Annotated in this window: 15 protein-coding genes and 1 tRNA gene; 7 read left to right on the top strand and 9 right to left on the bottom strand. The window is 71.6% G+C overall.

Going from position 1 to position 21,759, the window contains the following annotated elements; translation table 11 throughout:
• Nucleotides 1-9: 9 nt before the first annotated feature.
• The 3 genes from glmU to NBY69_RS17530 all read right to left on the bottom strand — a co-directional run bounded on the left by glmU (nt 10) and on the right by NBY69_RS17530 (nt 2,508).
• Nucleotides 10-1,452, bottom strand: coding sequence for a bifunctional UDP-N-acetylglucosamine diphosphorylase/glucosamine-1-phosphate N-acetyltransferase GlmU (gene glmU / locus NBY69_RS17520; RefSeq protein WP_250301919.1), 1,443 nt, complete (start codon nt 1,450-1,452; stop codon nt 10-12).
• Nucleotides 1,453-1,557: 105 nt separating this feature from the next.
• A tRNA-Gln gene (locus NBY69_RS17525) sits at nt 1,558-1,632 on the bottom strand.
• A gap of 15 nt (nt 1,633-1,647) precedes the next feature.
• Complete coding sequence (locus NBY69_RS17530) at nt 1,648-2,508, bottom strand: hypothetical protein (protein WP_250301920.1); 861 nt, start codon at nt 2,506-2,508, stop codon at nt 1,648-1,650.
• A 142-nt stretch (nt 2,509-2,650) separates the two neighbouring features.
• On the opposite strand from NBY69_RS17530, the gene NBY69_RS17535 reads away from it, so the two are divergent.
• Nucleotides 2,651-3,952 carry a sensor histidine kinase gene (locus tag NBY69_RS17535; RefSeq protein WP_250301921.1) on the top strand — a complete coding sequence of 434 codons (1,302 nt, stop codon included), beginning with the start codon at nt 2,651-2,653 and terminating at the stop codon, nt 3,950-3,952.
• A 60-nt stretch (nt 3,953-4,012) separates the two neighbouring features.
• On the opposite strand, the gene NBY69_RS17540 is transcribed toward NBY69_RS17535, so the two are convergent.
• Nucleotides 4,013-4,522 (bottom strand): SUKH-3 domain-containing protein, encoded by a 510-nt coding sequence (locus tag NBY69_RS17540; RefSeq protein ID WP_250301922.1) that lies wholly within the window; start codon nt 4,520-4,522, stop codon nt 4,013-4,015.
• A gap of 10 nt (nt 4,523-4,532) precedes the next feature.
• Nucleotides 4,533-5,045, bottom strand: a complete 513-nt coding sequence (locus NBY69_RS17545) for a YwqJ-related putative deaminase (RefSeq protein ID WP_250301923.1) — start codon at nt 5,043-5,045, stop codon at nt 4,533-4,535.
• A 275-nt stretch (nt 5,046-5,320) separates the two neighbouring features.
• Here NBY69_RS17545 and NBY69_RS17550 point away from each other — a divergent pair, with 275 nt between their 5' ends.
• From NBY69_RS17550 to NBY69_RS17560, 3 genes are all read left to right on the top strand, one after another.
• Entirely contained in the window at nt 5,321-6,304 is a 984-nt protein-coding gene (locus NBY69_RS17550; RefSeq protein ID WP_250301924.1) for an SMI1/KNR4 family protein, read from the top strand.
• 7 nt (nt 6,305-6,311) lie between these two features.
• Complete coding sequence (locus tag NBY69_RS17555) at nt 6,312-9,029, top strand: SUKH-4 family immunity protein (RefSeq protein ID WP_250301925.1); 2,718 nt, start codon at nt 6,312-6,314, stop codon at nt 9,027-9,029.
• A gap of 302 nt (nt 9,030-9,331) precedes the next feature.
• A complete protein-coding gene (locus tag NBY69_RS17560) occupies nt 9,332-10,222 on the top strand; it encodes a cellulose-binding protein (RefSeq protein WP_250301926.1) in 891 nt (296 codons plus the stop codon).
• A 36-nt stretch (nt 10,223-10,258) separates the two neighbouring features.
• On the opposite strand, the gene NBY69_RS17565 is transcribed toward NBY69_RS17560, so the two are convergent.
• Nucleotides 10,259-10,552, bottom strand: coding sequence for a hypothetical protein (locus NBY69_RS17565; RefSeq protein WP_250301927.1), 294 nt, complete (start codon nt 10,550-10,552; stop codon nt 10,259-10,261).
• A 488-nt stretch (nt 10,553-11,040) separates the two neighbouring features.
• On the opposite strand from NBY69_RS17565, the gene NBY69_RS17570 reads away from it, so the two are divergent.
• On the top strand, nt 11,041-11,829 hold the full coding sequence (locus NBY69_RS17570) for an ABC transporter ATP-binding protein (protein ID WP_250301928.1): 789 nt from the start codon (nt 11,041-11,043) through the stop codon (nt 11,827-11,829).
• Entirely contained in the window at nt 11,826-14,399 is a 2,574-nt protein-coding gene (locus NBY69_RS17575; protein WP_250301929.1) for an ABC transporter permease, read from the top strand. The genes NBY69_RS17570 and NBY69_RS17575 overlap by 4 nt, the downstream gene beginning before the upstream one ends.
• A gap of 94 nt (nt 14,400-14,493) precedes the next feature.
• On the opposite strand, the gene NBY69_RS17580 is transcribed toward NBY69_RS17575, so the two are convergent.
• Nucleotides 14,494-15,057: a hypothetical protein gene (locus NBY69_RS17580; RefSeq protein ID WP_250301930.1), complete on the bottom strand. Its 564-nt coding sequence runs from the start codon at nt 15,055-15,057 to the stop codon at nt 14,494-14,496.
• Nucleotides 15,050-15,541 carry a SigE family RNA polymerase sigma factor gene (locus NBY69_RS17585; protein WP_250301931.1) on the bottom strand — a complete coding sequence of 164 codons (492 nt, stop codon included), beginning with the start codon at nt 15,539-15,541 and terminating at the stop codon, nt 15,050-15,052. The genes NBY69_RS17580 and NBY69_RS17585 overlap by 8 nt, the downstream gene beginning before the upstream one ends.
• A 225-nt stretch (nt 15,542-15,766) precedes the next feature.
• Here NBY69_RS17585 and mfd point away from each other — a divergent pair, with 225 nt between their 5' ends.
• Nucleotides 15,767-19,297 (top strand): transcription-repair coupling factor, encoded by a 3,531-nt coding sequence (mfd, locus tag NBY69_RS17590; RefSeq protein ID WP_250301932.1) that lies wholly within the window; start codon nt 15,767-15,769, stop codon nt 19,295-19,297.
• 42 nt (nt 19,298-19,339) lie between these two features.
• On the opposite strand, the gene NBY69_RS17595 is transcribed toward mfd, so the two are convergent.
• Nucleotides 19,340-21,601: a SpoIIE family protein phosphatase gene (locus NBY69_RS17595; RefSeq protein WP_374211291.1), complete on the bottom strand. Its 2,262-nt coding sequence runs from the start codon at nt 21,599-21,601 to the stop codon at nt 19,340-19,342.
• Nucleotides 21,602-21,759: the final 158 nt, after the last annotated feature.

Consider the following 21,759-nt stretch of genomic DNA (forward strand, 5'->3'; position numbering starts at 1 on the left):
TGTTTCCGGTCAGCTTTCGCTGACCGGCTCCTCCGACGCCGAGAGAGCGGCCTCCGCGGCGGCGCTTCCCGGACGCTTCCTGGCCACCCAACCGTCGATATTCCTTTGCTGGCCCCGGGCGACGGCCAGTGCGCCCGGCGGCACATCCTTCGTGATCACCGAGCCGGCGGCGGTGTAGACGCCGTCCCCGACCGTGACAGGCGCCACAAACATGTTGTCCGAACCGGTACGGCAGTGCGATCCGATCGTGGTGTGGTGCTTGTGCTGCCCGTCGTAGTTCACGAAGACGCTCGCGGCGCCGATGTTCGTGTACTCGCCGATCGTCGCGTCGCCGACATAGGAGAGGTGCGGCACCTTCGTGCCCTCGCCGATCGTGGCGTTCTTCGTCTCGACGTACGTGCCGATCTTGCCCTTGGCCCCGAGCCGCGTACCGGGCCGCAGATAGGCGAACGGGCCCACGGTCGCCTGCTCGCCGACCTCCGCGCCGTCCGCCACCGTGTTGTCCACCCGGGCGAACTTGCCGACCGTGGTGTCCTTGAGCCGTGAGTTGGGGCCGACCTCGGCGCCCTCCGCGAGGTGGGTGGTGCCGAGCAGCTGCGTGCCGGGGTGGATGATCGCGTCCGGCTCGAAGGTGACGGTCGCGTCGATGAACACCGACGACGGGTCGATCACGCTCACCCCGTCCAGCATCGCCCGCTCCAGCAGCCGGGCGTTCAGCAGCGCGCGCGCCTCGGCCAGCTGCACCCGGTTGTTGATGCCGAGGATCTCCCGGTGGTCACCGGCGACGGACGCCCCGACCCGGTGCCCGGCCTCGCGCAGGATGCCCAGCACGTCGGTGAGGTACTCCTCGCCCTGGCTGTTGTCCGTACGCACCTTGCCCAGCGCGTCCGCGAGCAGCTGCCCGTCGAACGCGAACACCCCGGAGTTGATCTCCCGGATCACCAACTGCGTGTCGGAGGCGTCCTTGTGCTCGACGATCGCGGTCACGGCGCCGCAGTGGTCCCGCACGATGCGCCCGTAGCCGGTGGCGTCGGGCACCTCGGCGGTCAGCACGGTCACGGCGTTGCCGTCGGCGGTGTGGGCGGCCGACAGGGCGCTCAGCGTGGCGCCGGTGAGCAGCGGGGTGTCACCGCAGACGACGAGGACGGTGCCCCCGGGCACCGAGCCCAGCTCTTCGAGCGCGGTCCGGACGGCGTGCCCGGTGCCCTGCTGGGTCTGCTGCACGGCGGTACGGACGTCCGCGTCGATCTCGCCGAGGTGGGCCTGCACCTTCTCGCGCTCGTGCCCGACGACCACGACGAGGTGCTCGGGGTCCAGCTCACGGGCGGCGGCGACGACGTGCCCGACGAGGGAGCGGCCGCTGATCTCGTGCAGGACCTTGGGGACGGCCGACTTCATACGGGTGCCCGCACCCGCTGCTAGGACGACGACGGCCGGGGGGTTGGCGCTCACGGTGGTGCCCTTCGGCTGCGGGGGGTGGACACCCGCAGGATACCGGGGGGGTTTCGGGACGGAAACGAAGGCGGGTCCCGGCCGTGGAGGCCGGGACCCGAATTGTGGCTCCGCCGGCTGGATTCGAACCAGCGTCTCAAGACTCCAAAGGTCTGCGGGATGCCGCTACCCCACGGCGGATCACAGCGTCAGACCCTACCTGAGGAGAGACCGCGTCTCATCCACGATGCCATGCCACCAGCCTTCGATGCGTCGGTACAGCTCAGCTCCCTGCGCGACGCGGATGACGAGGCAGCCCCGGTAGTTCTCACCGGTGTTCTTCCGAACCGTCTTCGGATTGTGTTTCTTGAGGGTCGTCTTCTGGAAGACGGAGACATCGACGCCTATCAGCTCGGCCCAGTAGAGCTTGGCTGTCTCCACATCGGCTGTCTCGTGAATCATCAGCCGGTAGCAGATACGCTCCGGGGCCACTTCGAGCAGCCTGAGCCATGCCAGGTAGACCTCGATCACCCCAGGGTCGCTGTTGACGAAGGTGACGTTCTCCCGGCGGTCGTACGGCTTGTCCTTGGTGCCTTCTGCCCAGTACAGGGCTACGCCGACGAAGAAGAGCTCCCGGTCGGACAGGGTGCCGATTTCGTCTGCCGCAGCGGCCTTGGTCTTCTGGCGCTCGATGTCGCGTACCGCCAGTTCGTGCTCCCATCGCAGACGGCCGGCGAGTTTCGCCTGCTCGGTGGTAGTGCGTCGGGGAGGCTTCGGCAGATCCCGCACCCACAACGAGATCGAACCTTTCGAGCACCCCAGCTCCACCTGTATCTGGTCGTACGTCATCCCCTGGAGCCGCAGCTCCCGTGCCTTCGCCCGCAGGCCGTCCTTGGCGCGGGGGCGTTTCGTCCACTCCGGCGCGGGCTCGCCCTGCAACAGGCGGTTGAGGATGTCGTTGTTGTCGATGTACAGCCGATCGCGGATCTGGCGGCGGCTCAGCCCCTCCCTCCGCAGAGCGACCGCCCGCTCACGCAACCCCTCGAAGTCGCTGTATTTGCTGCTGGTGTCCGTCATGTGACGAGCCTCATCCGATATGCGCTCACCCGCTTCGAAAGCTTGGCCGATTCACTGGTTCGGGTGGTCGTCGCGTATCGCACGTAACCTCCCGCATCGAAATTCGTGAGCCCGGGTCCGGCCCGCCCGTACGCTGGACGGCATGACCGCAACGGGGGCGTACCAGGACGCCACGGCCACGGGACTGACCGCCCGTGGCTGGTGGTGGTGGGAGCGGCGGCGCAGCGCCGTGCTGGATGTGGGGCTGGGGGTCGTCTCGGCGCTGGAGTGTGCGCTGGAGGGGGTCGACTTCTCCGGGCAGGCGGGGCTTCCCCTGCCGTTCGGGGTGGTGTTCGGGCTGCTGGCCGGGGCGGTGCTGGTGTTGCGGCGGCGGTGGCCGATCGCCGTGGTGCTGGTGTCGGTCGCGGTCACGCCTGCCCAGATGGGCTTCCTCATGGGCATCGTCGGGCTCTACACGCTCGCGGCGTCCGATGTGCCGCGCAGGCTGACCGGCGCGCTGACGGCGATGTCGCTGCTGGGCACGCTCATCGTGACGTTCGTGCAGCTCCGGCACGGACTGGGTCCGCGTGACGGCCTGTTCGTGGTGCTGGGGTCCGTCTTCATGTCGCTGGGTCTGACCGCGCCGCCGGTGCTGTTCGGGTTGTACATAGGGGCGCGCAGGCGGCTGATGGAGAGTCTGCGGGAGCGCGCGGACAGCCTGGAGCGTGAGCTGTCGCTGCTGGCGGACCGGGCCGAGGAGCGTGCCGAGTGGGCGCGTACCGAGGAGCGGACGCGGATCGCCCGGGAGATGCACGACGTGGTGGCGCACCGGGTGAGTCTGATGGTGGTGCACGCCGCGGCGCTCCAGGCGGTGGCGTTGAAGGACCCCGTGAAGGCGTCGAAGAACGCGGCGCTCGTCGGGGACATGGGTCGTCAGGCGCTCACGGAGCTGCGCGAGATGCTGGGGGTGCTGCGTACGGGGGATGCGGTGCGGGCTCCGGCGCCGGTGCCGTTGGCGGCTGTCGGAGCTGCGGCTGCCGCGGCTGCTGCGGCGGCCGGGGGTGACGGCCCGTGTCTGGACGAGCTGGAGGCGTTGGTCGGGCAGTCGAGGGCGGCGGGGATGGTCGTGGAGCTGGTGGTGGAGGGCGAGGCGGGGCGGTACGACGAGGTGGTCGAGCGGACCGCGTACCGCGTGGTCCAGGAGGCGCTCACCAATGTGCACAAGCATGCGGCGGGTGCGAAGACCTGGGTGCGGCTCGCGCACCGGGGGGCCGAGGTGGCCATGCAGGTGGAGAACGGTCCGTCGGACGCGGGAGTGGCCGATGCGGGGCTGCCCAGCGGGGGGAACGGCCTGGTGGGGATGCGGGAGCGGGTGACCGCGCTGGGCGGGGCGTTCGTCTCGGGGCCGACGGATGCCGGGGGTTTCCGGGTGTCGGCGCTGCTGCCGGGGCGGCAGGCGGCCTGAGCCGGTCGTGGTTCGTGAGGGCCCGGGTCGCGGGTGCGGGTGCCCCGGGCCTGCCGGGGGTCAGCCCGAGGTGAGCCGGAGGGGTTGCAGCCCGGTGATCAGCGTGGCGAGGCCTTGGTCGATGTCGGGGCCGAGGTACCAGTCGCCGGTGTGGTCGATGCTGTAGATCCGGCCGTCCGAGTCGATCGCGAGGAGGGCCTGGCCGTCTCCTTCTTCGCCGAGCGGGGCGATCTCGGTACCGAGGGCGCGTCCGAGGTCGGCGAGTGTACGGGCGAGGTGCAGGCCGGTGAGCGGGTCGACGAGGAACGGGGCCGGGGCGTTCTGGCGGCCGGGTGCCGGGCCGGTGATCCGCAGTCCGCCGAACTCTGCCCAGGCCTCGACGGCCGCGGGGAAGACGGCGTGCCGGTGGCCTCCGGGGGAGACGTGGGCGCGCAGGGCGTCGGCCCACTGCTCGGCGCCCCGGATGTCCCAGCGTCCGGGCAGCCAGCCCGCTGTGCGCAGCGCGGCGTCGACGGTGTCGGGGAAGCGGGTGCTGGGAGCGTCCGGCGCGTCCTGCGTGTGCGGCGGCATCTGCGGTGGTTCAGCCCTTCTCGGTGGTCGGATCGACTGCGCGTACCCCGAAGTGGGCGAGCATCGCCGTACAGGAGCGGCACGGCGGTGCGTAGCTGCCGTGCAGCGGGTCGCCGTCCTCGCGGATGCGGCGGGCGGTGATCTTGGCGTGTTTCAGGGTACGGCGGGCTTCGCCGTTGGTGAGGGGCTTGCGGGCGGCTCGTTTGGAGCGGGTGCCCTCGACGGCGGTGAGGTGCCGGGAGAGCAGGATCGCTTCGGGGCAGCGTCCGGTGAACCGTTCCCGCTGGCCGCTGGTGAGGGTGGCGAGGAAGTCCTGGACGAGGGGGTGGAGCGCGGGTGGCTGGTCGGCCTTGCCCGCGGTCGAGGTGAGGGTGTCGGCGCCGCGTACGGAGAGTGCCGCGGCGACGGTGGGCAGGATGCCGTCCCGGCGGTGCAGGAGCTCCGGCGGGCGGGATTCCGTACTGCTCCAGCGCAGGCGTGGGTCGCCCGATGGCCCGGTTTGTGGTGACTGTGCCGTGTGCATGGCTGTGATACCCCTCCCACCCCCTGCAGCTGTTGCTGCCGGTGTTGCGCCCCCCGTGTTGCGGGGTCAGCCTGCCAAATGGGACGGGTGGTGCGGAAGCTGGGGCTGTTGATCGGGGTGTTGTGTCGCTTGCGGGTCACTCGAACGTGACGGTCCGTTACGGCTGTGGGCCGGTGGGAACTGGGGCGGGGCCTCTTCTTGCCCCACCGCATAGGCTGTCCGTCACTAAGACCGCCCCGGGCGGTCTAAGCCATTCGCAGCAGGGGGCAACCGCCATGACGACAGGTCGGCTCGGGCAGCAAGCCGCGCCACCGAATGCGGCCTACGCCGGGCAGCTCGTGAACTTCCCGGACCCGGTGCGGGCCGCGCGCCACCCCCGTGGTGTGCGGGTGGACGGAGACGGCTTCCCGGATTTCTCGCCGTACGCGCGTGCCGCCGCGGAGATCGCGGAGCCCCCCGAGGGGTTCGGTGTCGATGAACTGCGGCTGACGGACTACGTGTCGGCCAATGCGGCGCTGGCCGCTTCGGGGCACGAGTTGTGGGACACGATCCCGGCTGTTGCCACTCCGCACGGCTGGACCTGGCACCACGTGCCCGGGGGGCGTCGGCTCGAACTCGTACCGGTCGAGGTCAAGGCGTTGCTGCGGCACCACGGTGGGCTCGCGACGGCGGCTGTCGACCAGGAGAAGAGGGGTACCCGCCCGCTCCAGGACACGCGTCCGGCGCACTTCGGGCTGCCGAAGGGGTCGGTGGCGGTCGGTGAGCAGCAGGTTCTGGGTGTCGAGGAGGATCTGGGGTACCGGTTGCCTGCCGCGTACCGCTCGTTCCTGAAGGCGGCGGGCGGTTGCGCGCCGGTCGGTGCCGCGCTGGACGCGGAGTTGGGGCTGTTGGTGGACCAGCCGTTCTTCACGGTGCGGGACGAGGCCGCGGTCAATGACCTGGTGTACGTGAACAAGTGCTTGCGGGACCACCTGACGAAGGATTACCTGGGTGTCGGTTTCGTCCAGGGCGGGATCCTCGCGGTGAAGGTGAAGGGCGGCGGGGTCGGCTCGGTCTGGTTCTGTGCGTACGACGATGCGCGTGACCAGGATGCCTGGCCGCCGGCCGAGAGGGTGGAGCGGCTGTTGTTGCCGTGCGGTGCGGATTTCGATGCGTTTCTGGAGCGTCTTGCGGGGAACCCGCCGGAGCTGGAAACGGTGGCGAACCTGATGGTGGACGGCGGCTTCGCGCAGGCCGTCCCGGTCTCGGCCGAGGGGTGAAGAGCCGATGGTGACCTTTGCGCAGGCGCAGGAGCGCGCGGAAGAGTGGGTCAACGGGGACGTTCCCGCGTATCAGCACCGTGAGGTGCGGGTGCGGGAGTTCGACCTCGGGTTCGTGGTGTGGGCGGAGGACCGTGCGGAAGGCCCTTCGGGTGGTGGTGGCCGGCAGCGGCTGGTGATCGCGCGCGACAGTGGTGAGGCGACGCTGTGGCCGGGGCTCGCGGTGGGTGAGGTCGTCCGCCGTTTCGAGGAGGAGTACGGGGTGGCGGGTGAGGCGGCTGCCGCGTCGCCGGAACCGCCGCAGCGGATCGATCTGAACCAGACGTCGTTCCTGCTGACTCCGCCGGAGTGGTTGCAGGACGCGGCGGACAAGCTGGGGATTCCGGACCGGCGGTCCGGGTCGGGGTCCGGCTCGGATGCCGGTTCCGGTGCCGGGAGTCCTGTGGGCGCCGGTACGCCGTCGTCGGGCGGGAGTTGGGGTACGTCCGGCGGGACCCCGTCCGCCGATGCGGGCGGGTCGTCCTGGCCGAACGCCGGTGGCCCCGGTGCCGATCACGAGCCGACGGCCAATGACGGCGTTCCCGTGGACGGCACTCCGTGGGCCGGGACGGACACGAGCGCCGTTCCCGGCGGGGAGGACGCGTCCGTACCGCTGCCCGCGACGGTGTTCGCGCCGCCGCTGGCCGGTTCGGACGACGAGAGCGACGCGCCGCCCGTGGTGGCGCCGGAGGCCAGGACCGCGCTGATGTCGGGCGGCAGCGGGTTGCCGTCGACGACGGTCGCGCCCGCGCTGGACGGTCCGGGGAAGCGGCCGGAACCGCACTCGCCGCAGTCCCAGGCGCCGCAGCAGTCCCAGGTACCGCAGTCGCCGTTGCCGTCGCAGCCGCAGCCGCCGTCTCAACCGCAGTCGCCTCAGCCTCCGCAGCAGCAGTCCCCGCTGCCCCCGCCGATGCCGTTGCCCGAGCGTTCGGCGCCGACGGCTCCGCCCGTAGCGCCCGCTGCCCGTCCCGGCCCCCTCCCCGCGCCCGGTCCTGCCGCGGGTGCGAGTGACATCGCCGACGCCGCGACCAGCAAGGCCACGGCGCCCCCGCGCGTGCCCAGGGGGGCCCGGGGTGCGGGTGCCGGTACTCCGCCGCCGCCCGGCGCCCCGGGTACGCCGGGTGCGCGTGCCCCCGAGGGTCCGCCACTGCCGCCCGGGGTTCCGGCCGGTGGATACGTCCCGACGCAGCTGGTCTCGCAGCTCGGCGCCGACCGGCCGCTGCCGCCCGGTGTCCCGGGCCCGCCCGGTATCTCGGGTGCGCCGCGACCGCCCGGTCCTCCGAAGCCGCCGTCCAGCGGCGGTACGGGTGGCGGCGGTACGGGCGGCGGGGGTGGGGTCCACCACGCCGCGACGATGCTGGCCACCCCGAGCCTGGGCGGCCAGGGCAGTCTCGGCGGGGCCCGGCCCCCCGGTCCGCCGCAGCCCCCGGGCCCGCCCGGTGTTCCCGGCGCGCCGCAGCCGCCCGGTCCGCCCGGTGTTCCGGGTGCGCCGCAGCCGCCCGGTCCGCCCGGTGTTCCGGGTGCGCCGCAGCCGCCCGGTCCGCCTGGTCCTCCGGCGCCGCCGTCCGGCGGCAGCATGGGCGGCGGGGTGCACCAGGCGGCGACCATGCTGGCCGGTCCGGCCGTGTCCGGTCCCGTAGCGCCGCCCGGTCCCGTGCCGCCCCAGCAGGGTGCCGCGTACGGGTATCCGCAGCAGCCGCCGACCGGGCTGCCGACCGTGGGCCCCGGTTACCAGGCGGTGCTGCGCTTCCGGGCGCCGGACGGGTCCGAGCAGCAGCTCATCCGGCGTTCCGCGCCCGGCACCCCGCACCCGGAGTGGCAGATGCTGCACGAGCTGCGTGCCATGAACGTGCCGCCGCAGCAGGTCATCGAGCTGCACACGGAGCTGGAGTCGTGCGAGCTGCCCGGCGGGTACTGCGCGCGGATGATCCGGGAGACGTGGCCGCAGGTGCGGATCACCAGCGTCGCCCCGTACGGCAGGGACCATGCCAGCCGTCAGCAGGGGATGCAGCACCTCCTGACCCACCAGGGTGAGCTGCACCAGGTGGCGGACGGTCCGGCGCGGCCCGCGCCGGTGCGTGCGCCGCTGCCCGCGGTGCAGCCGGCGCCGCCGCTCCCGCCGCAGGGCGTCGCGCAGGAACTGGCGCAGAGTTTCGGGCCGCAGGGTGTCTTCCGCTTCGATCAGCGGGCCGTTTCGCGTCAGGGTGTCCCGGACGTCGTGGCGCAGACGCTGGTGTGGGCGGGGCTGCCGGTGGACTTCGGTCCGTTCTTCTGGGCGCAGGCGGTGCCCGGTCAGCCGGTGCCGACACTGGCTGAACTGGCCGCCCAGCGGCAGGTGCAGGCCGCCTCGGACGCCGGTTCGTATCTGGTGATGGGGTCCGACTTCGGCCGGGCGCTCTGTGTCCAGTACGGGACGGCGAACATCGTGGCCGTGCCGGTGGAGGCGGGTCCCGGGGGGCAGCCGGTGCCGCCGCAGTTCGTGAACTCGGGGCTGCCCGAGTTCGTGCGTTCGCTGGCGCTGCTGGGCCGGATGTGGCGGCTGCGTTTCGGGCTCACCCCGGAGCAGGCGGGCCGCTGGACCGTCGATTTCCAGGCACAGTTGATGATGCTGGACCAGGCCGCGCTCGGTTCACCGGACAACTGGTGGTCGGTCCTGCTGGAGCAGATGTGGGACGGGCTGCTCTGACACAGCCTTCCTGGCACTGCCCTTCCTGACACAGCCCTTCCTGAGGCGCCCGGCCGCGATGCGCGGCCGGGCGCCTCTGTCGTGTGCGGGTGCCGGGAGCACCCGGTCCTGAGGGTCGGCCGGGGGCCGGATCCGGCCGCTGTCGGACCGCGATGCCGGCTTCCGGGACGGAGTGCCGCATCCTGGGTGGATGAGATGGGCGGAGTGTCGCGTTATGAGCGCTTCGCGATGATCTACCAAGATGTGCGCCGGGCCGTGTGGAATGCCGGGCCGCACATCGTGTTCGAAGAGGGGCTTGAAGGATGAGTTCAGCATCGGTGTCACCTCATGGCTTCACCGGCGTGCGGGGCCGCGGGTACCGGGCGGAGCAGGTCGACCGTTTCGTCGCGGGACTCTCGCAGGAGCGCGACGAGGCGTGGGAGCGGGCGGCGCGGCTGACCGTACTCGCGAAGGAGATGGAGGCCGCCGCCGTCGCCCTGGGTGAGCAGGTGGCCGCGCTCGCCCCGCAGACGTACGAGTCGCTCGGCGCTCGGGCGCAGACGCTGATCACGCTGGCCACGGAGGAGGCGGAGGGCCTGCGCTCCGAGGCGCTCGCGGCGGCTCAGCGGCTGTACGACGAGGCCGGAGCGGCGGAGCGCGCGCTGCGGGACGCGGCACGCACGGACGCGGACGCGGTACGGGCCGCCGCCGACGCGTACGCCCAGGAGCTGCTGGCGGGTGCGCAGGGCACGTCCGACGAGCTGCGGATCGGTTCGCGCCGGGACGCGAAGCAGTGGCGGGGCGAGTCGCTCGGCGTGCTGCGGGAGATGCGGGCGCGTACGGCGGACCTGCTGGCGGAGCTGGAGAAGGAGCAGGGCGAGCGGGGTGAGGCCGCGGAGCACGAACTGGCGTCCAGGGAAGCCGACTTCGACGCCCGTCACGCCGAGCTGATCTCCCGCGCGGAGGCCCGCCTGGCGGAGGCGCAGCGCGCCCTGTCGGTGACGGAGGAGCAGGCGCGGCACGGCCAGGAGGACGCGGAGGCGCGCGGCGCCGAGCTGATCGCGCAGGCGCGGGTGCGGGCGGAGCGGCTGGAGCGCGAGACGGAGCGGGTCCTGCGGGAGAACACCGAGGCGCAGGAGGAACTGCGCGCGCACATGGCGCACGTACGGAGCAGCCTGGCGTCGCTCACCGGCAAGGCGCCGGCGGAGGGGTGAACGCCCCGGCCGGGGCGCGCACCTCTCGGGGCCGGGTCAGGGCTGGGCGAAGAGCTCCCCGGCGGATGCGACGGACCAGGCCCGGTCCAGCCAGGCGGCGAGAGTCGGAAGGTTCGTGCAGCGGTTGACGCGGTCCCGCACCTCGGGGGGAACGGCGACACCGCGCCGCTCCAGCACCATCAGCACGGCACCGGCCTGCGCTTCCGCCCGGCCTTCTTCCCGGCCCTCTTCCCGGCCTTCCTCCCGGCCCTCTTCCCGGCCTTCTTCGCGTCCCTCTTCCCGGACCTGCTGGGCGGCCTCGGACTGGAAGAAGTAACTCAGGGTGGTCATCAATTCCCTCCAGATCTGTCGTGCCCGGGTGGTGCCTCCCGGGAACTGACCACGCGAGACGGTATTTCCCCGGCAAGCGCCGTGCATGGGTGCGGACTTGCCCTCGCCCCAACGGGTCATCCCCTGCACGGCGTTGACGCCAACGGGATGAGTCCCCGCACTACCGCGGCCCGGTCGTCGTGCGCACCCGTATGTCCCGTCGTGCGTACCCGTACGTCCGCGGCCCGGTCCCCGGGGAACCCCTAGGGTCCGCCCCTTACACATGGCCGGGGAGCGTTCGTCCCGGCGGAGGACGAGCGGGACCGGGGCTGTTCCTTAACGTTTGTTCATGGCCGCTCGCACGACCGGGCGGCCCGCCGCAGGGGTGGGGTGGGGAAAACCCCAGGGCGGAGACGGAGACGTGCACCAGTGCGCCGGTGCACCCCGGATCGACAGACTTCTTGCCTGCTTGCTGACAAGCGGGTGTTGACCGACATAGGAGACTTACCGTGACAACGGCTGTGACCATTCCCAGGCACGGGGGTACTGGAGGGCGTACGGCTGTTGCCGCACGGGCGCGGCAGGTCGTCAAGGCGTACGGCTCGGGGGAGACCCGGGTCGTCGCCCTGGACCATGTCGATGTGGACATCGCCCGGGGGCAGTTCACCGCGATCATGGGGCCTTCGGGCTCCGGCAAGTCGACGCTGATGCACTGCCTCGCCGGGCTCGACACCGTCAGCTCCGGGCAAATCTACGTGGACGAGACCGAGATCACCGGGCTGAAGGACAAGAAGCTCACCCAGTTGCGACGCGACCGGATCGGCTTCATCTTCCAGGCGTTCAACCTGCTGCCCACGCTCAACGCGATCGAGAACATCACGCTGCCGATGGACATCGCGGGCCGTAGGCCCGACGCCGAGTGGCTGCGGCAGGTCGTGGAGACCGTCGGGCTCAAGGACCGGCTGAAGCACCGGCCGACGGAGCTCTCCGGCGGGCAGCAGCAGCGCGTCGCGGTGGCGCGTGCGCTGGCCGCCCGGCCCGAGATCATCTTCGGTGACGAGCCGACGGGGAACCTCGACTCCCGTGCGGGCGCCGAAGTGCTGGGCTTTCTGCGGAAGTCGGTCTCCGAGCTGGGGCAGACCATTGTGATGGTCACGCACGACCCGGTCGCCGCCTCGTACGCGGACCGGGTGCTGTACCTCGCGGACGGCAGGATCGTCGACGAGATGTACGGCCCCACGGCCGACCAGGTCCTCGACCGTATGAAGGACTTCGACGCGCGCGGGCGGACGTCATGACCGTCTGGAAGACCTCGATGCGCAACTTCTTCGCGCACAAGGGGCGGATGGCGCTGTCCGCCGTCGCGGTCCTGCTGTCGGTCGGCTTCGTGTGCGGCACGCTCGTCTTCACCGACACCATGAACACCACGTTCGACAAGCTCTTCGCGGCCACCGCGGCGGACGTCACGGTCAGCCCCGAGGCCGCGAAGGGGGCCGACGAGAACCCGCTGAACGGCAGGCCCGACTCGCTGCCCGCCTCCGTACTGGCGAAGGTCGGGAAGGCCGACGGGGTGAAGTCGGCGGTGGGCGGCGTCTCCAGCATGAGCGTGACCGTCGTCGACCGCCACAACACGGACATGGGCTCCAGCAGCGGCGCCCCGACGATCGCGGGCAACTGGACGGCCGACGACAGCAAGTCGATGGCGGTCACCTCCGGCCACCGGCCGCAGGGCCCCACCGAGGTGATGGTCGACGCCGACACGGCGAAGAAGCACCACCTGAAGCTCGGTGACGAGCTGCGCACCATCACCGCCACCGGTGACATCCGGGCGAGGATCAGCGGCATCGCCACGTTCAAGGTGACCAACCCCGGTGCCGCCGTCGTGTACTTCGACACCGCCACCGCGCAGCGGGGACTGCTGGGCGCCCCCGACCGGTTCACCAGCATCGGGGTCACCGCCCGACCGGGTGTCAGTGACATCGAGTTGAAGCGGAACGTGGCCGCCGCGCTGCCCGGACCGTACAAGTTCCAGACCCAGAAGGAGAACGCGGACGCCAACCGCGCCGACGTCGGCTCCTTCCTCGACGTCATGAAGTACGCGATGCTCGGCTTCGCCGGGATCGCCTTCCTCGTCGGCATCTTCCTGATCATCAACACCTTCTCGATGCTGGTCGCCCAGCGCACCCGGGAAATCGGCCTGATGCGGGCGCTCGGCTCCAGCCGGAAGCAGATCAACCGCTCGGTGCTGGTCGAGGCGCTGCTGCTCGGCTTCTTCGGCTCGGTACTCGGCGTCGGCGCCGGTGTCGGCCTGGCCGTCGGGCTGATGAAGGTGATGGGCGCCACCGGCATGGACCTGTCCACGGACGATCTGACGGTCCTCTGGACGACCCCCGCGATCGGCATGCTCCTCGGCATCGTCGTCACGGTCGTCGCCGCTTACATCCCGGCCAGGCGGGCCGGGAAGATCTCCCCGATGGCCGCGCTGCGGGACGCAGGCACACCGGCCGACGGCCGGGCCGGCCGGCTCCGGGCAGTCATCGGCCTGGTGCTCACCGGCGCCGGTACGGCGGCGCTCCTCGCCGCCGCGGGAGCGGACAAGTCGGGCCAGGGATCGGCGTATCTCGGGATCGGCGTGGTCCTCACGCTCATCGGTTTCGTGGTCATCGGCCCGCTGCTCGCGGGTGTCGTGGTCCGGGCGATCAGCGCGGTGGTACTGCGGGTGTTCGGCCCGGTCGGCCGGATGGCCGAGCGCAACGCGCTGCGCAACCCGCGGCGTACGGGGGCGACGGGCGCCGCCCTGATGATCGGGCTCGCGCTGGTGGCCTGCCTGTCGGTGGTCGGCTCCTCGATGGTGGCCTCCGCCACGGACGAGCTGGACAAGTCGGTGGGTGCGGACTTCATCGTCCAGAGCCCCCGGGGCGCGCTGATCGTGCCGCAGGCCCGGAAGGCGCTCGCGGCGACGCCGGGTCTGGAGCACGTCACCGACTACAAGGCGGTCGACTCCGAACTGACCGCCCCGGACGGTACGAAGGAGAAGCAGCCGGTCGTCGCGGCCGACCCGACGTACGCGCAGGACCTGCGGCGCGAGACCGTCTCCGGTGATCTCTCGGCGGCGTACGGCAAGGACGCCATGTCGGTCGGTGACGCCTACGCGAAGAAGCACGGCATCAAGGTCGGAGACACCCTGACCGTCGCGTTCGAGGGCGGGCGTACGGCGAAGCTGCGGATCGCGGCCGTCACGTCCGACGACACGAGCGTCGACAAGGGCGCGATGTACATGAACATCACGACGGCCGAGCGGTACCTGCCCGCCGCGAAGGTCCCGCTGAACGTCATCATGTTCGCCAAGGCCAAGGACGGCCAGGAGAAGGCCGCTTACGCCGCGCTGAAGAAGACGCTGACCGACTACCCGCAGTACAAGGTGCAGGACCAGACCGACTTCAAGCAGACGCTGAAGGACCAGATCGGCCAGCTGCTCGACATCGTCTACGGGCTGCTCGCCCTGGCGATCATCGTGGCCGTGCTGGGTGTGGTGAACACCCTTGCCCTGTCGGTCGTCGAGCGGACCAGGGAGATCGGCCTGATGCGGGCGATCGGCCTCTCGCGCCGTCAGCTGCGCCGGATGATCCGGCTGGAGTCGGTGGTCATCGCGCTCTTCGGTGCGCTGCTCGGTCTGGGGCTGGGGATGGGCTGGGGCACGTCGGCCCAGAAGATCCTCGCGCTGGAGGGCATGGGCGTCCTGGAGATCCCGTGGACGACGATCCTCACGGTCTTCGTCGCCTCGGCGTTCGTGGGTCTGTTCGCCGCGCTGATACCGGCGTTCCGGGCGGGCCGGATGAACGTACTGAACGCGATCGCGACCGACTAGGACAGGTCCTTGGACCGGGGGAACGGGGGAACGGGGGAACGGGGAGACGCGGCCCCGGCAGGCGCACCAGGCGCCTGCCGGGGCCGCGCCGTCGTCAGCCCCCCGGGGGCGGGTCGGTCGAGAGGAAGGTGGTGGACGGTGTCGTGGGGATGCTGCTGGGCCAGTCGGACGGGGAGGCCGTGGCGGAACCCGACCAGGGGCTCGTCCGGTCGCCGCGGACGGAGCTCTGCGGGCCCGGCGGGGCGGCCGGAAGTACGGGGGCGGCGGACCGGAACTGGACCGCGGCCACCGCGGCGCCGCTCGCCAGCACGCACACCGCGCAGGCGGCGGCCGAGGCGAGCACCCGGCGCCGGCGCCGGGCCCCGCGCGCCGAGACCAGCGCGGCCGGTGCGGGCACGACGGCCCGGCTGCCCGCGTCGGCGGCCTGCTTGAAGGCGCGGGCGAGGGCGTCGTCGGGCTGGTACTCGTAGGTGTGCGTGCCGGCGGATCCCGTCCCGGATCCCGCCCAGGCGGATCCTGCTCCGGCACCTGCCCCGGATCCTGCTCCGGCGTTCGCTCCGGCGCCTGCCCCGGAGCCCGCCCCGTATCTCTCCCCGGCGCCGCTCCCGGAGCGGTCGTCCCACCCGTCGTCCTCGTGCTGGTACTCGGTCTCAGGCACCGTGCTCCTCCTCGGAGAGATGCGGCGCGAGCGCGGCTCGGGCGCGGGAGAGATGGGTCTTGACCGTGCCCGTCGATATCCCCGTCTCGGCGGCGACCTGCTCGACGGTGAGATCGCACACGTAGTGCAGGACCGCCACCCGCCGCTGCCGCTCGGACAGCTGCCGCAGGGCGGCGATCAGTACGACCGTGCCCGGATCGGGCTCGGACACCGCGGCCGGGCGGGCGTCGCTGTGGCGGCGCCAGGCGTCGGCGCTCCGGCCGCGCCCCCGCCACCGGCTCACCGCGAGCCGCCAGGCCACCGTCCTGATCCACGCCTCGGGCCCGGCGTCCTTCCGCAGCGCGGAGCGCCGGCCCCAGGCCCGTACGAAAGCCTCCTGCACCACGTCCTGGGCCTCATGCAGGTCCCCGGTCATCAGGTAGACCTGCCCCACCAGCTGCTTTACGGAGTGAGCGTAGAACTCCTCGAACTCCTCGACAGTCATGCAGCTCCCTGGCGGACGTGGTCCCATCTCATGAGGACATACGACCAGACGGCCACTCCGGTTGACACAGCACACCGACTTTGCCCGGAAGTCGTACGCTGGAGAACCCCGGCCCGTGACACGTGTCGGGTCCTTCGCGTTGCGCACCGCAGTACGGCCGCGCCACGCCCGCACGATGCCCGCCACCACCGGATCTCCGGATCTCCCGGACGGAAAGCGTTCTTCATGAGTCTGCACGGTCTGCTCGATGCCGCCCTCTCGGACCCCGCGCTCGCCGAAGCGGTGAAGGCCGCCACCGACGGGCACCGCATGCATGTCGACCTGGTCGGCCCGCCCGCCGCGCGGCCCTTCGCCGTCGCCGCGCTGGCGCGCGAGACCCGGCGGACCGTGCTGGCGGTGACCGCCACCGGCCGGGAGGCGGAGGACCTGGCGGCGGCGCTGCGCTCGCTGCTGCCGGAGGACGGGGTGGTGGACTACCCGTCGTGGGAGACGCTGCCGCACGAACGGCTTTCGCCCAGGTCGGACACCGTGGGGCGGCGGATCGCGGTGCTGCGCAGACTCGCGCACCCGCGTGCCGACGACCCGGCCGCCGGGCCGGTCAGTGTGGTCGTCGCGCCGATCAGGTCCGTACTCCAGCCGCAGGTCAAGGGGCTCGGCGACCTGGAGCCGGTGGCGCTGCGGTCGGGGCAGTCGGCCGATCTGGGTGAGGTCACCGGGGCGTTGGCTGCTGCCGCCTACGCCCGGGTCGAACTGGTCGAGAAGCGCGGCGAGTTCGCGGTCCGGGGCGGCATCCTCGATGTGTTCCCGCCGACCGAGGAACACCCCCTCCGGGTGGAGTTCTGGGGTGACGAGGTCGAGGAGATCCGCTACTTCAAGGTCGCCGACCAGCGCTCCCTGGAGATCGCGGAGCACGGGCTCTGGGCACCGCCCTGCCGTGAACTGCTGCTGACCGACGAGGTACGGGAGCGGGCCGCGGCCTTGGCGCTGGCCCACCCGGAGCTGGGCGAACTGCTCAACAAGATCGCCGAGGGGATCGCCGTCGAGGGCATGGAGTCGCTGGCCCCGGTCCTCGTCGACGACATGGAGCTGCTGCTCGACGTGCTGCCCGTGGGGTCGATGGCCGTGGTCTGCGACCCCGAGCGGGTGCGGACCAGGGCGGCGGACCTGGTGGCCACCTCGCAGGAGTTCCTGCAGGCCTCGTGGGCGGCGACGGCGGGTGGCGGAGAGGCGCCGATCGATGTGGGTGCGGCCTCCCTGTGGGGGATCGCCGACGTCCGTGACCGGGCCCGTGAACTGGGCATGATGTGGTGGGCGGTGAGCCCCTTCGCCGCGGACGAGGACATCGCGGACGACATGATCAAGCTGGGGATGCACGCCCCGGAGTCGTACCGCGGCGACACCGCCCGTGCGCTGGCCGACACCAAGGGCTGGATCGCCGACGGCTGGCGCACCGTGTACCTCACGGAGGGCCACGGCACCGCCAGCCGTACGGTCGAGGTCCTCGGCGGCGAGGGCATCGCGGCCCGTCTCGACGCCGATCTCGTCGAGCTGACCCCGTCGGTCGTCCATGTCTCCTGCGGCTCCGTCGACCACGGGTTCATCGACCCGGCGATCAAACTCGCGGTGCTCTCCGAGACCGACCTGACCGGCCAGCGCACCGTCTCCAAGGACCTGGGCCGGATGCCGGCCCGGCGCCGGAAGTCGATCGACCCGCTGACGCTGGAGACGGGCGACTTCATCGTCCACGAACAGCACGGCGTGGGCCGCTACATCGAGATGGTGCAGCGCACCGTGCAGGGCGCGACCCGTGAGTACCTGCTCGTGGAGTACGCCCCGGCCAAGCGCGGCCAGCCCGGCGACCGGCTGTACATCCCCACCGACCAGCTGGAGCAGGTCACCAAGTACGTGGGTGGCGAGGCCCCGACGCTGCACCGGCTCGGCGGCGCGGACTGGACGAAGACCAAGGCGCGCGCCAAGAAGGCCGTCAAGGAGATCGCCGCCGATCTGATCAAGCTGTACTCGGCGCGGATGGCGGCGCCCGGCCACTCCTTCGCCCCGGACACCCCGTGGCAGCGCGAACTGGAGGACGCCTTCCCGTACGTGGAGACGCCCGACCAGCTCTCCACGATCGCCGAGGTCAAGGAGGACATGGAGAAGACGGTCCCGATGGACCGGCTGATCTGCGGTGACGTCGGCTACGGCAAGACGGAGATCGCGGTGCGCGCCGCGTTCAAGGCCGTCCAGGACGGCAAGCAGGTGGCGGTCCTCGTCCCGACCACGCTCCTCGTCCAGCAGCACTTCGGCACGTTCACCGAGCGGTACGCGCAGTTCCCGGTCACCGTCAGGGCGCTCAGCCGCTTCCAGTCCGACACCGAGGCGAAGGCGACGCTGGAGGGCCTGCGGGACGGTTCGGTCGACATGGTCATCGGCACGCACCGGCTCTTCTCCTCGGAGACGAAGTTCAAGGACCTGGGCCTGGTCATCGTCGACGAGGAGCAGCGCTTCGGCGTCGAGCACAAGGAGCAGCTGAAGAAGCTCCGCGCCAACGTCGACGTCCTGACGATGTCGGCGACGCCCATTCCCCGTACGCTCGAAATGGCGGTGACCGGCATCCGCGAGATGTCGACGATCACCACACCCCCGGAGGAGCGCCACCCGGTGCTGACCTTCGTCGGCCCGTACGAGGAGAAGCAGATCGGGGCGGCCGTCCGGCGCGAACTGCTGCGTGAGGGCCAGGTCTTCTACATCCACAACCGGGTCGACTCGATCGACCGTGCCGCGGCCCGGCTGCGGGAGATCGTCCCCGAGGCGCGGATCCAGACCGCGCACGGGCAGATGGGCGAGAGCGCGCTGGAGCAGGTCGTCGTCGACTTCTGGGAGAAGAAGTTCGACGTGCTGGTCTCCACGACGATCGTGGAGTCGGGCATCGACATCTCCAACGCGAACACGCTGATCGTCGAGCGCGGTGACAACTTCGGCCTCTCGCAACTGCACCAGCTGCGCGGCCGGGTCGGCCGTGGCCGGGACCGCGGTTACGCCTACTTCCTGTACCCGCCGGAGAAGCCGCTGACGGAGACCGCGCACGAGCGGCTCGCGACGATCGCCCAGCACACCGAGATGGGCGCGGGCATGTACGTCGCGATGAAGGACCTGGAGATCCGCGGCGCGGGCAACATGCTCGGCGGTGAACAGTCCGGCCACATCGCGGGCGTCGGCTTCGACCTGTACATCCGGATGGTCGGCGAGGCGGTGGCCGACTACCGCACGCTGGTCGACGGCGGTACGGAGGAGGAGCCGCCGCTGGAGGTCAAGATCGAGCTGCCGGTCGACGCGCACGTCCCGCACGAGTACGCCCCCGGGGAGCGGCTGCGCCTCCAGGCGTACCGGTCGATCGCGTCCGCCACCACGGAGGCGGACATCAAGGCGGTACGCGACGAGCTGACCGACCGCTACGGCAAGCTGCCCGAACAGGTGGAGAATCTGCTGCTGGTGGCGGGGCTGCGGATGCTGGCACGGGCCTGCGGGGTCGGCGAGATCGTCCTCCAAGGTCCCAACATCCGTTTCGCACCGGCGGAGTTGAGGGAGTCCCAGGAGCTGCGCCTGAAGCGGCTCTACCCGCGTACGGTCATCAAGGCGCCGGCCCGCCAGATCCTGGTCCCGCGCCCGACGACGGGGAAGGTCGGCGGGAAGCCGGTGGTGGGGCGTGAACTGCTGGCGTGGACCGGGGAGTTCCTGACGACGATCCTGGGGTCGTGATCACGGGCTCGTGATGACGGGGTTGCGATCTCCGGGGTGGGATCACGGGGGCGTGAACCCTGGGGTGCTCTCCGTCCCAGGGGTGCGGGTCGGGATCCCGGGGGTGCTCTCCGTGTCCGGCGCGCGGTAGTCGCGGGTGCGGGCGATGAGCAGTGCGACGTCGTCGTGGTTGCCCGGGTGCCGCAGCGCGCGGAGGAGGTGGTCGCAGGTGTCCTCCAGGGTGTTCTGTTCCTGGGTGAGCAGCGACAGCAGCGCGTTCAGCCGTACGTCGATGGCCTGGTCGCGGGTCTCGACCAGGCCGTCGGTGTACAGCACCAGCCGGTCGTCGAGGCCGAGTTGCAGGGTGGTCTCCTCGAAGGGGACGTCGCCGACGCCGAGCGGGGCACCGGTGGGCAGGTCGAGCAGTTCGGGTCCCCGGCCGCGGCGGACCAGGACCGGCGGCAGATGGCCCGCCATGGCGATGGAACACCGGGTGCGCTCCGGGTCGTACAGCGCGTAGACGCAGGTGGCGAACGCCGGATCGAGGTCGGCGGCGACGCGGTCCAGGTGCTGGAGGACGTCGGTGGGGCAGAGGTCGAGCCCGGCCAGGGTCCGGGTGACGGTGCGCAGCTGTCCCATGGTGGCGGCGGCGTTGACGCCGCTGCCCATCACGTCGCCGATCACCAGGGCGGTCTTGTTGCCGGCGACCGGTATGGCGTCGAACCAGTCGCCGCCGACCTCGACGGCCGCCTGGGCGGGCTGGTAGCGGTAGGCGAGTTCGAGGCCGTGCCGCTGCGGCGGCCGGGGCGGCAGCAGATGGCGCTGGAGGGTGAGGGCGGTGCGGCGTTCGCTCTGGTACAGCCGGGCGTTGTCGATGTACACCGCCGCGCGCGCGGCCAGTTCGCGGGCCAGGACGACATCGTCCCGGGTGAACGGCGCGGGGTTGCGGGCCCGTACCAGGTCCAGGGCGCCGAGGACCTCACCGCGGGCGATCAGCGGGACCGCCAGGTAGGAGTGCAGGCCCTCCGTCGCCAGCTGCTCGGCGGCCTCCGGGCCGGAGGCGATGCGCAGCAGGTCCTGTGCGTTCACGTGCTCCACGAGTACCGGACGGCCGGTGGTGACGCACTGGGTGATCAGACGGTTGGCGGCGTACGTGGCGATGTGGCCGACCGGGTCGGCGGCGTCGACGGCGGGCGTGGGGTACGCGGAGGTGACGGCCATCGCGCGGAAGAGCGTCGGCTCCCCGGGCGACGGGGCGGTGTGGCGGCGGCCGTCCAGGATGCTGTCGAGGATGTCCACCGCGGCCAGGTCGGCGAGTTCGGCCACGGCCACGGCGGCCAGTTCGTGGGCGGTCTGCTCGACGTCCAGGGTGGTTCCGATGCTGGCGGACGCGTCGGCGATGACGGCGAGCCGCCTGCGGGCCTGGGCCGCTTCCAGGGTGGCCCGGTGCTGTTCGGTCACGTCCACCACGGAGGTCGCCACGCCGATGACCCGCCCGGCGGGATCCTCCAGGCGGTAGTAGGACACCGACCAGGCGCGGTCGTCCTGCGCGCCGGGAGGGCGGCCGACCGTGAACAGGTTCAGTGCCGGTGTGCCGGTGTCCAGTACCTGGCGCATCGTGGCCGCGGCGGCCCCGGTGTCCAGGAACGGGAGGGTTTCGCGGACGTCGCGTCCGATGTGCTGCTCGGCGGACAGGGCGTTCATGGTCTCCAGCGCCGGGTTGACCATCACGTACCGCAGGTCGGTGTCCAGGACGGCGAGGCCGATCGGGGACTGGGCCACCAGCCGCACCGACAGCGCGAGATCCTGCTCGACCTGGCGCAGGACGTTCTGGTCGGTGGCGATACCGAGGGCGTAGGAGTTCGCCTGTTCGTCGAGGAGCCGCATGTTGCGGAACTCGACCGGACGGGTGCTGCCGTCCTTGTGGCGGATGGGGAAGACCCCCGCCCAGGTCTCGCCCCCGCCGATGACCTGCGCGAACAGCTTCAGCGCCAGAGCGACGTGCTCCGGGGCCACCAGGAGTTCGGCTGCGAACCGGCCGAGGGCCTCCTGCGCGCTCCAGCCGAACAGCGCCTCGGCCTGCGGGCTCCACAGGGTGATCCGGCCGTCCGCGTCCAGCATCACCGCGGCCACACCGAGTACGTCCAGCAGACCGCCGGGTTCGGACGGGCCTGCCTCCACCGGGCCCACCTCCACCGGCGCGGGATTGCCTGCGGCGGGATCCCCTGCGGCGTGATCGCCTGCGGGGGAATCGTCTGTGGCGGAATCCTCCGAGGTGGAATCCCCCGGGGCGGAATCCTCCGGGAACGTGCCGGTCGCATCCATCGGAACACCTTCCTCCGCGCCCGGTCACCCGGTGGTGAGAGGTAGCCGGCTCTGGCCGTCCTGAATCCGCACGACCAGGATAGTTCGCCGGTACGGATCGGACGCGGTGTCCGGCGGACATTCCGGCACGGGAGGCGGACCCGGACGCCCGGTGGCAG

Origin of the sequence: Streptomyces sp. A 4/2 (genome assembly GCF_940670765.1) — a bacterium.
Lineage (GTDB): Bacteria > Actinomycetota > Actinomycetes > Streptomycetales > Streptomycetaceae > Streptomyces.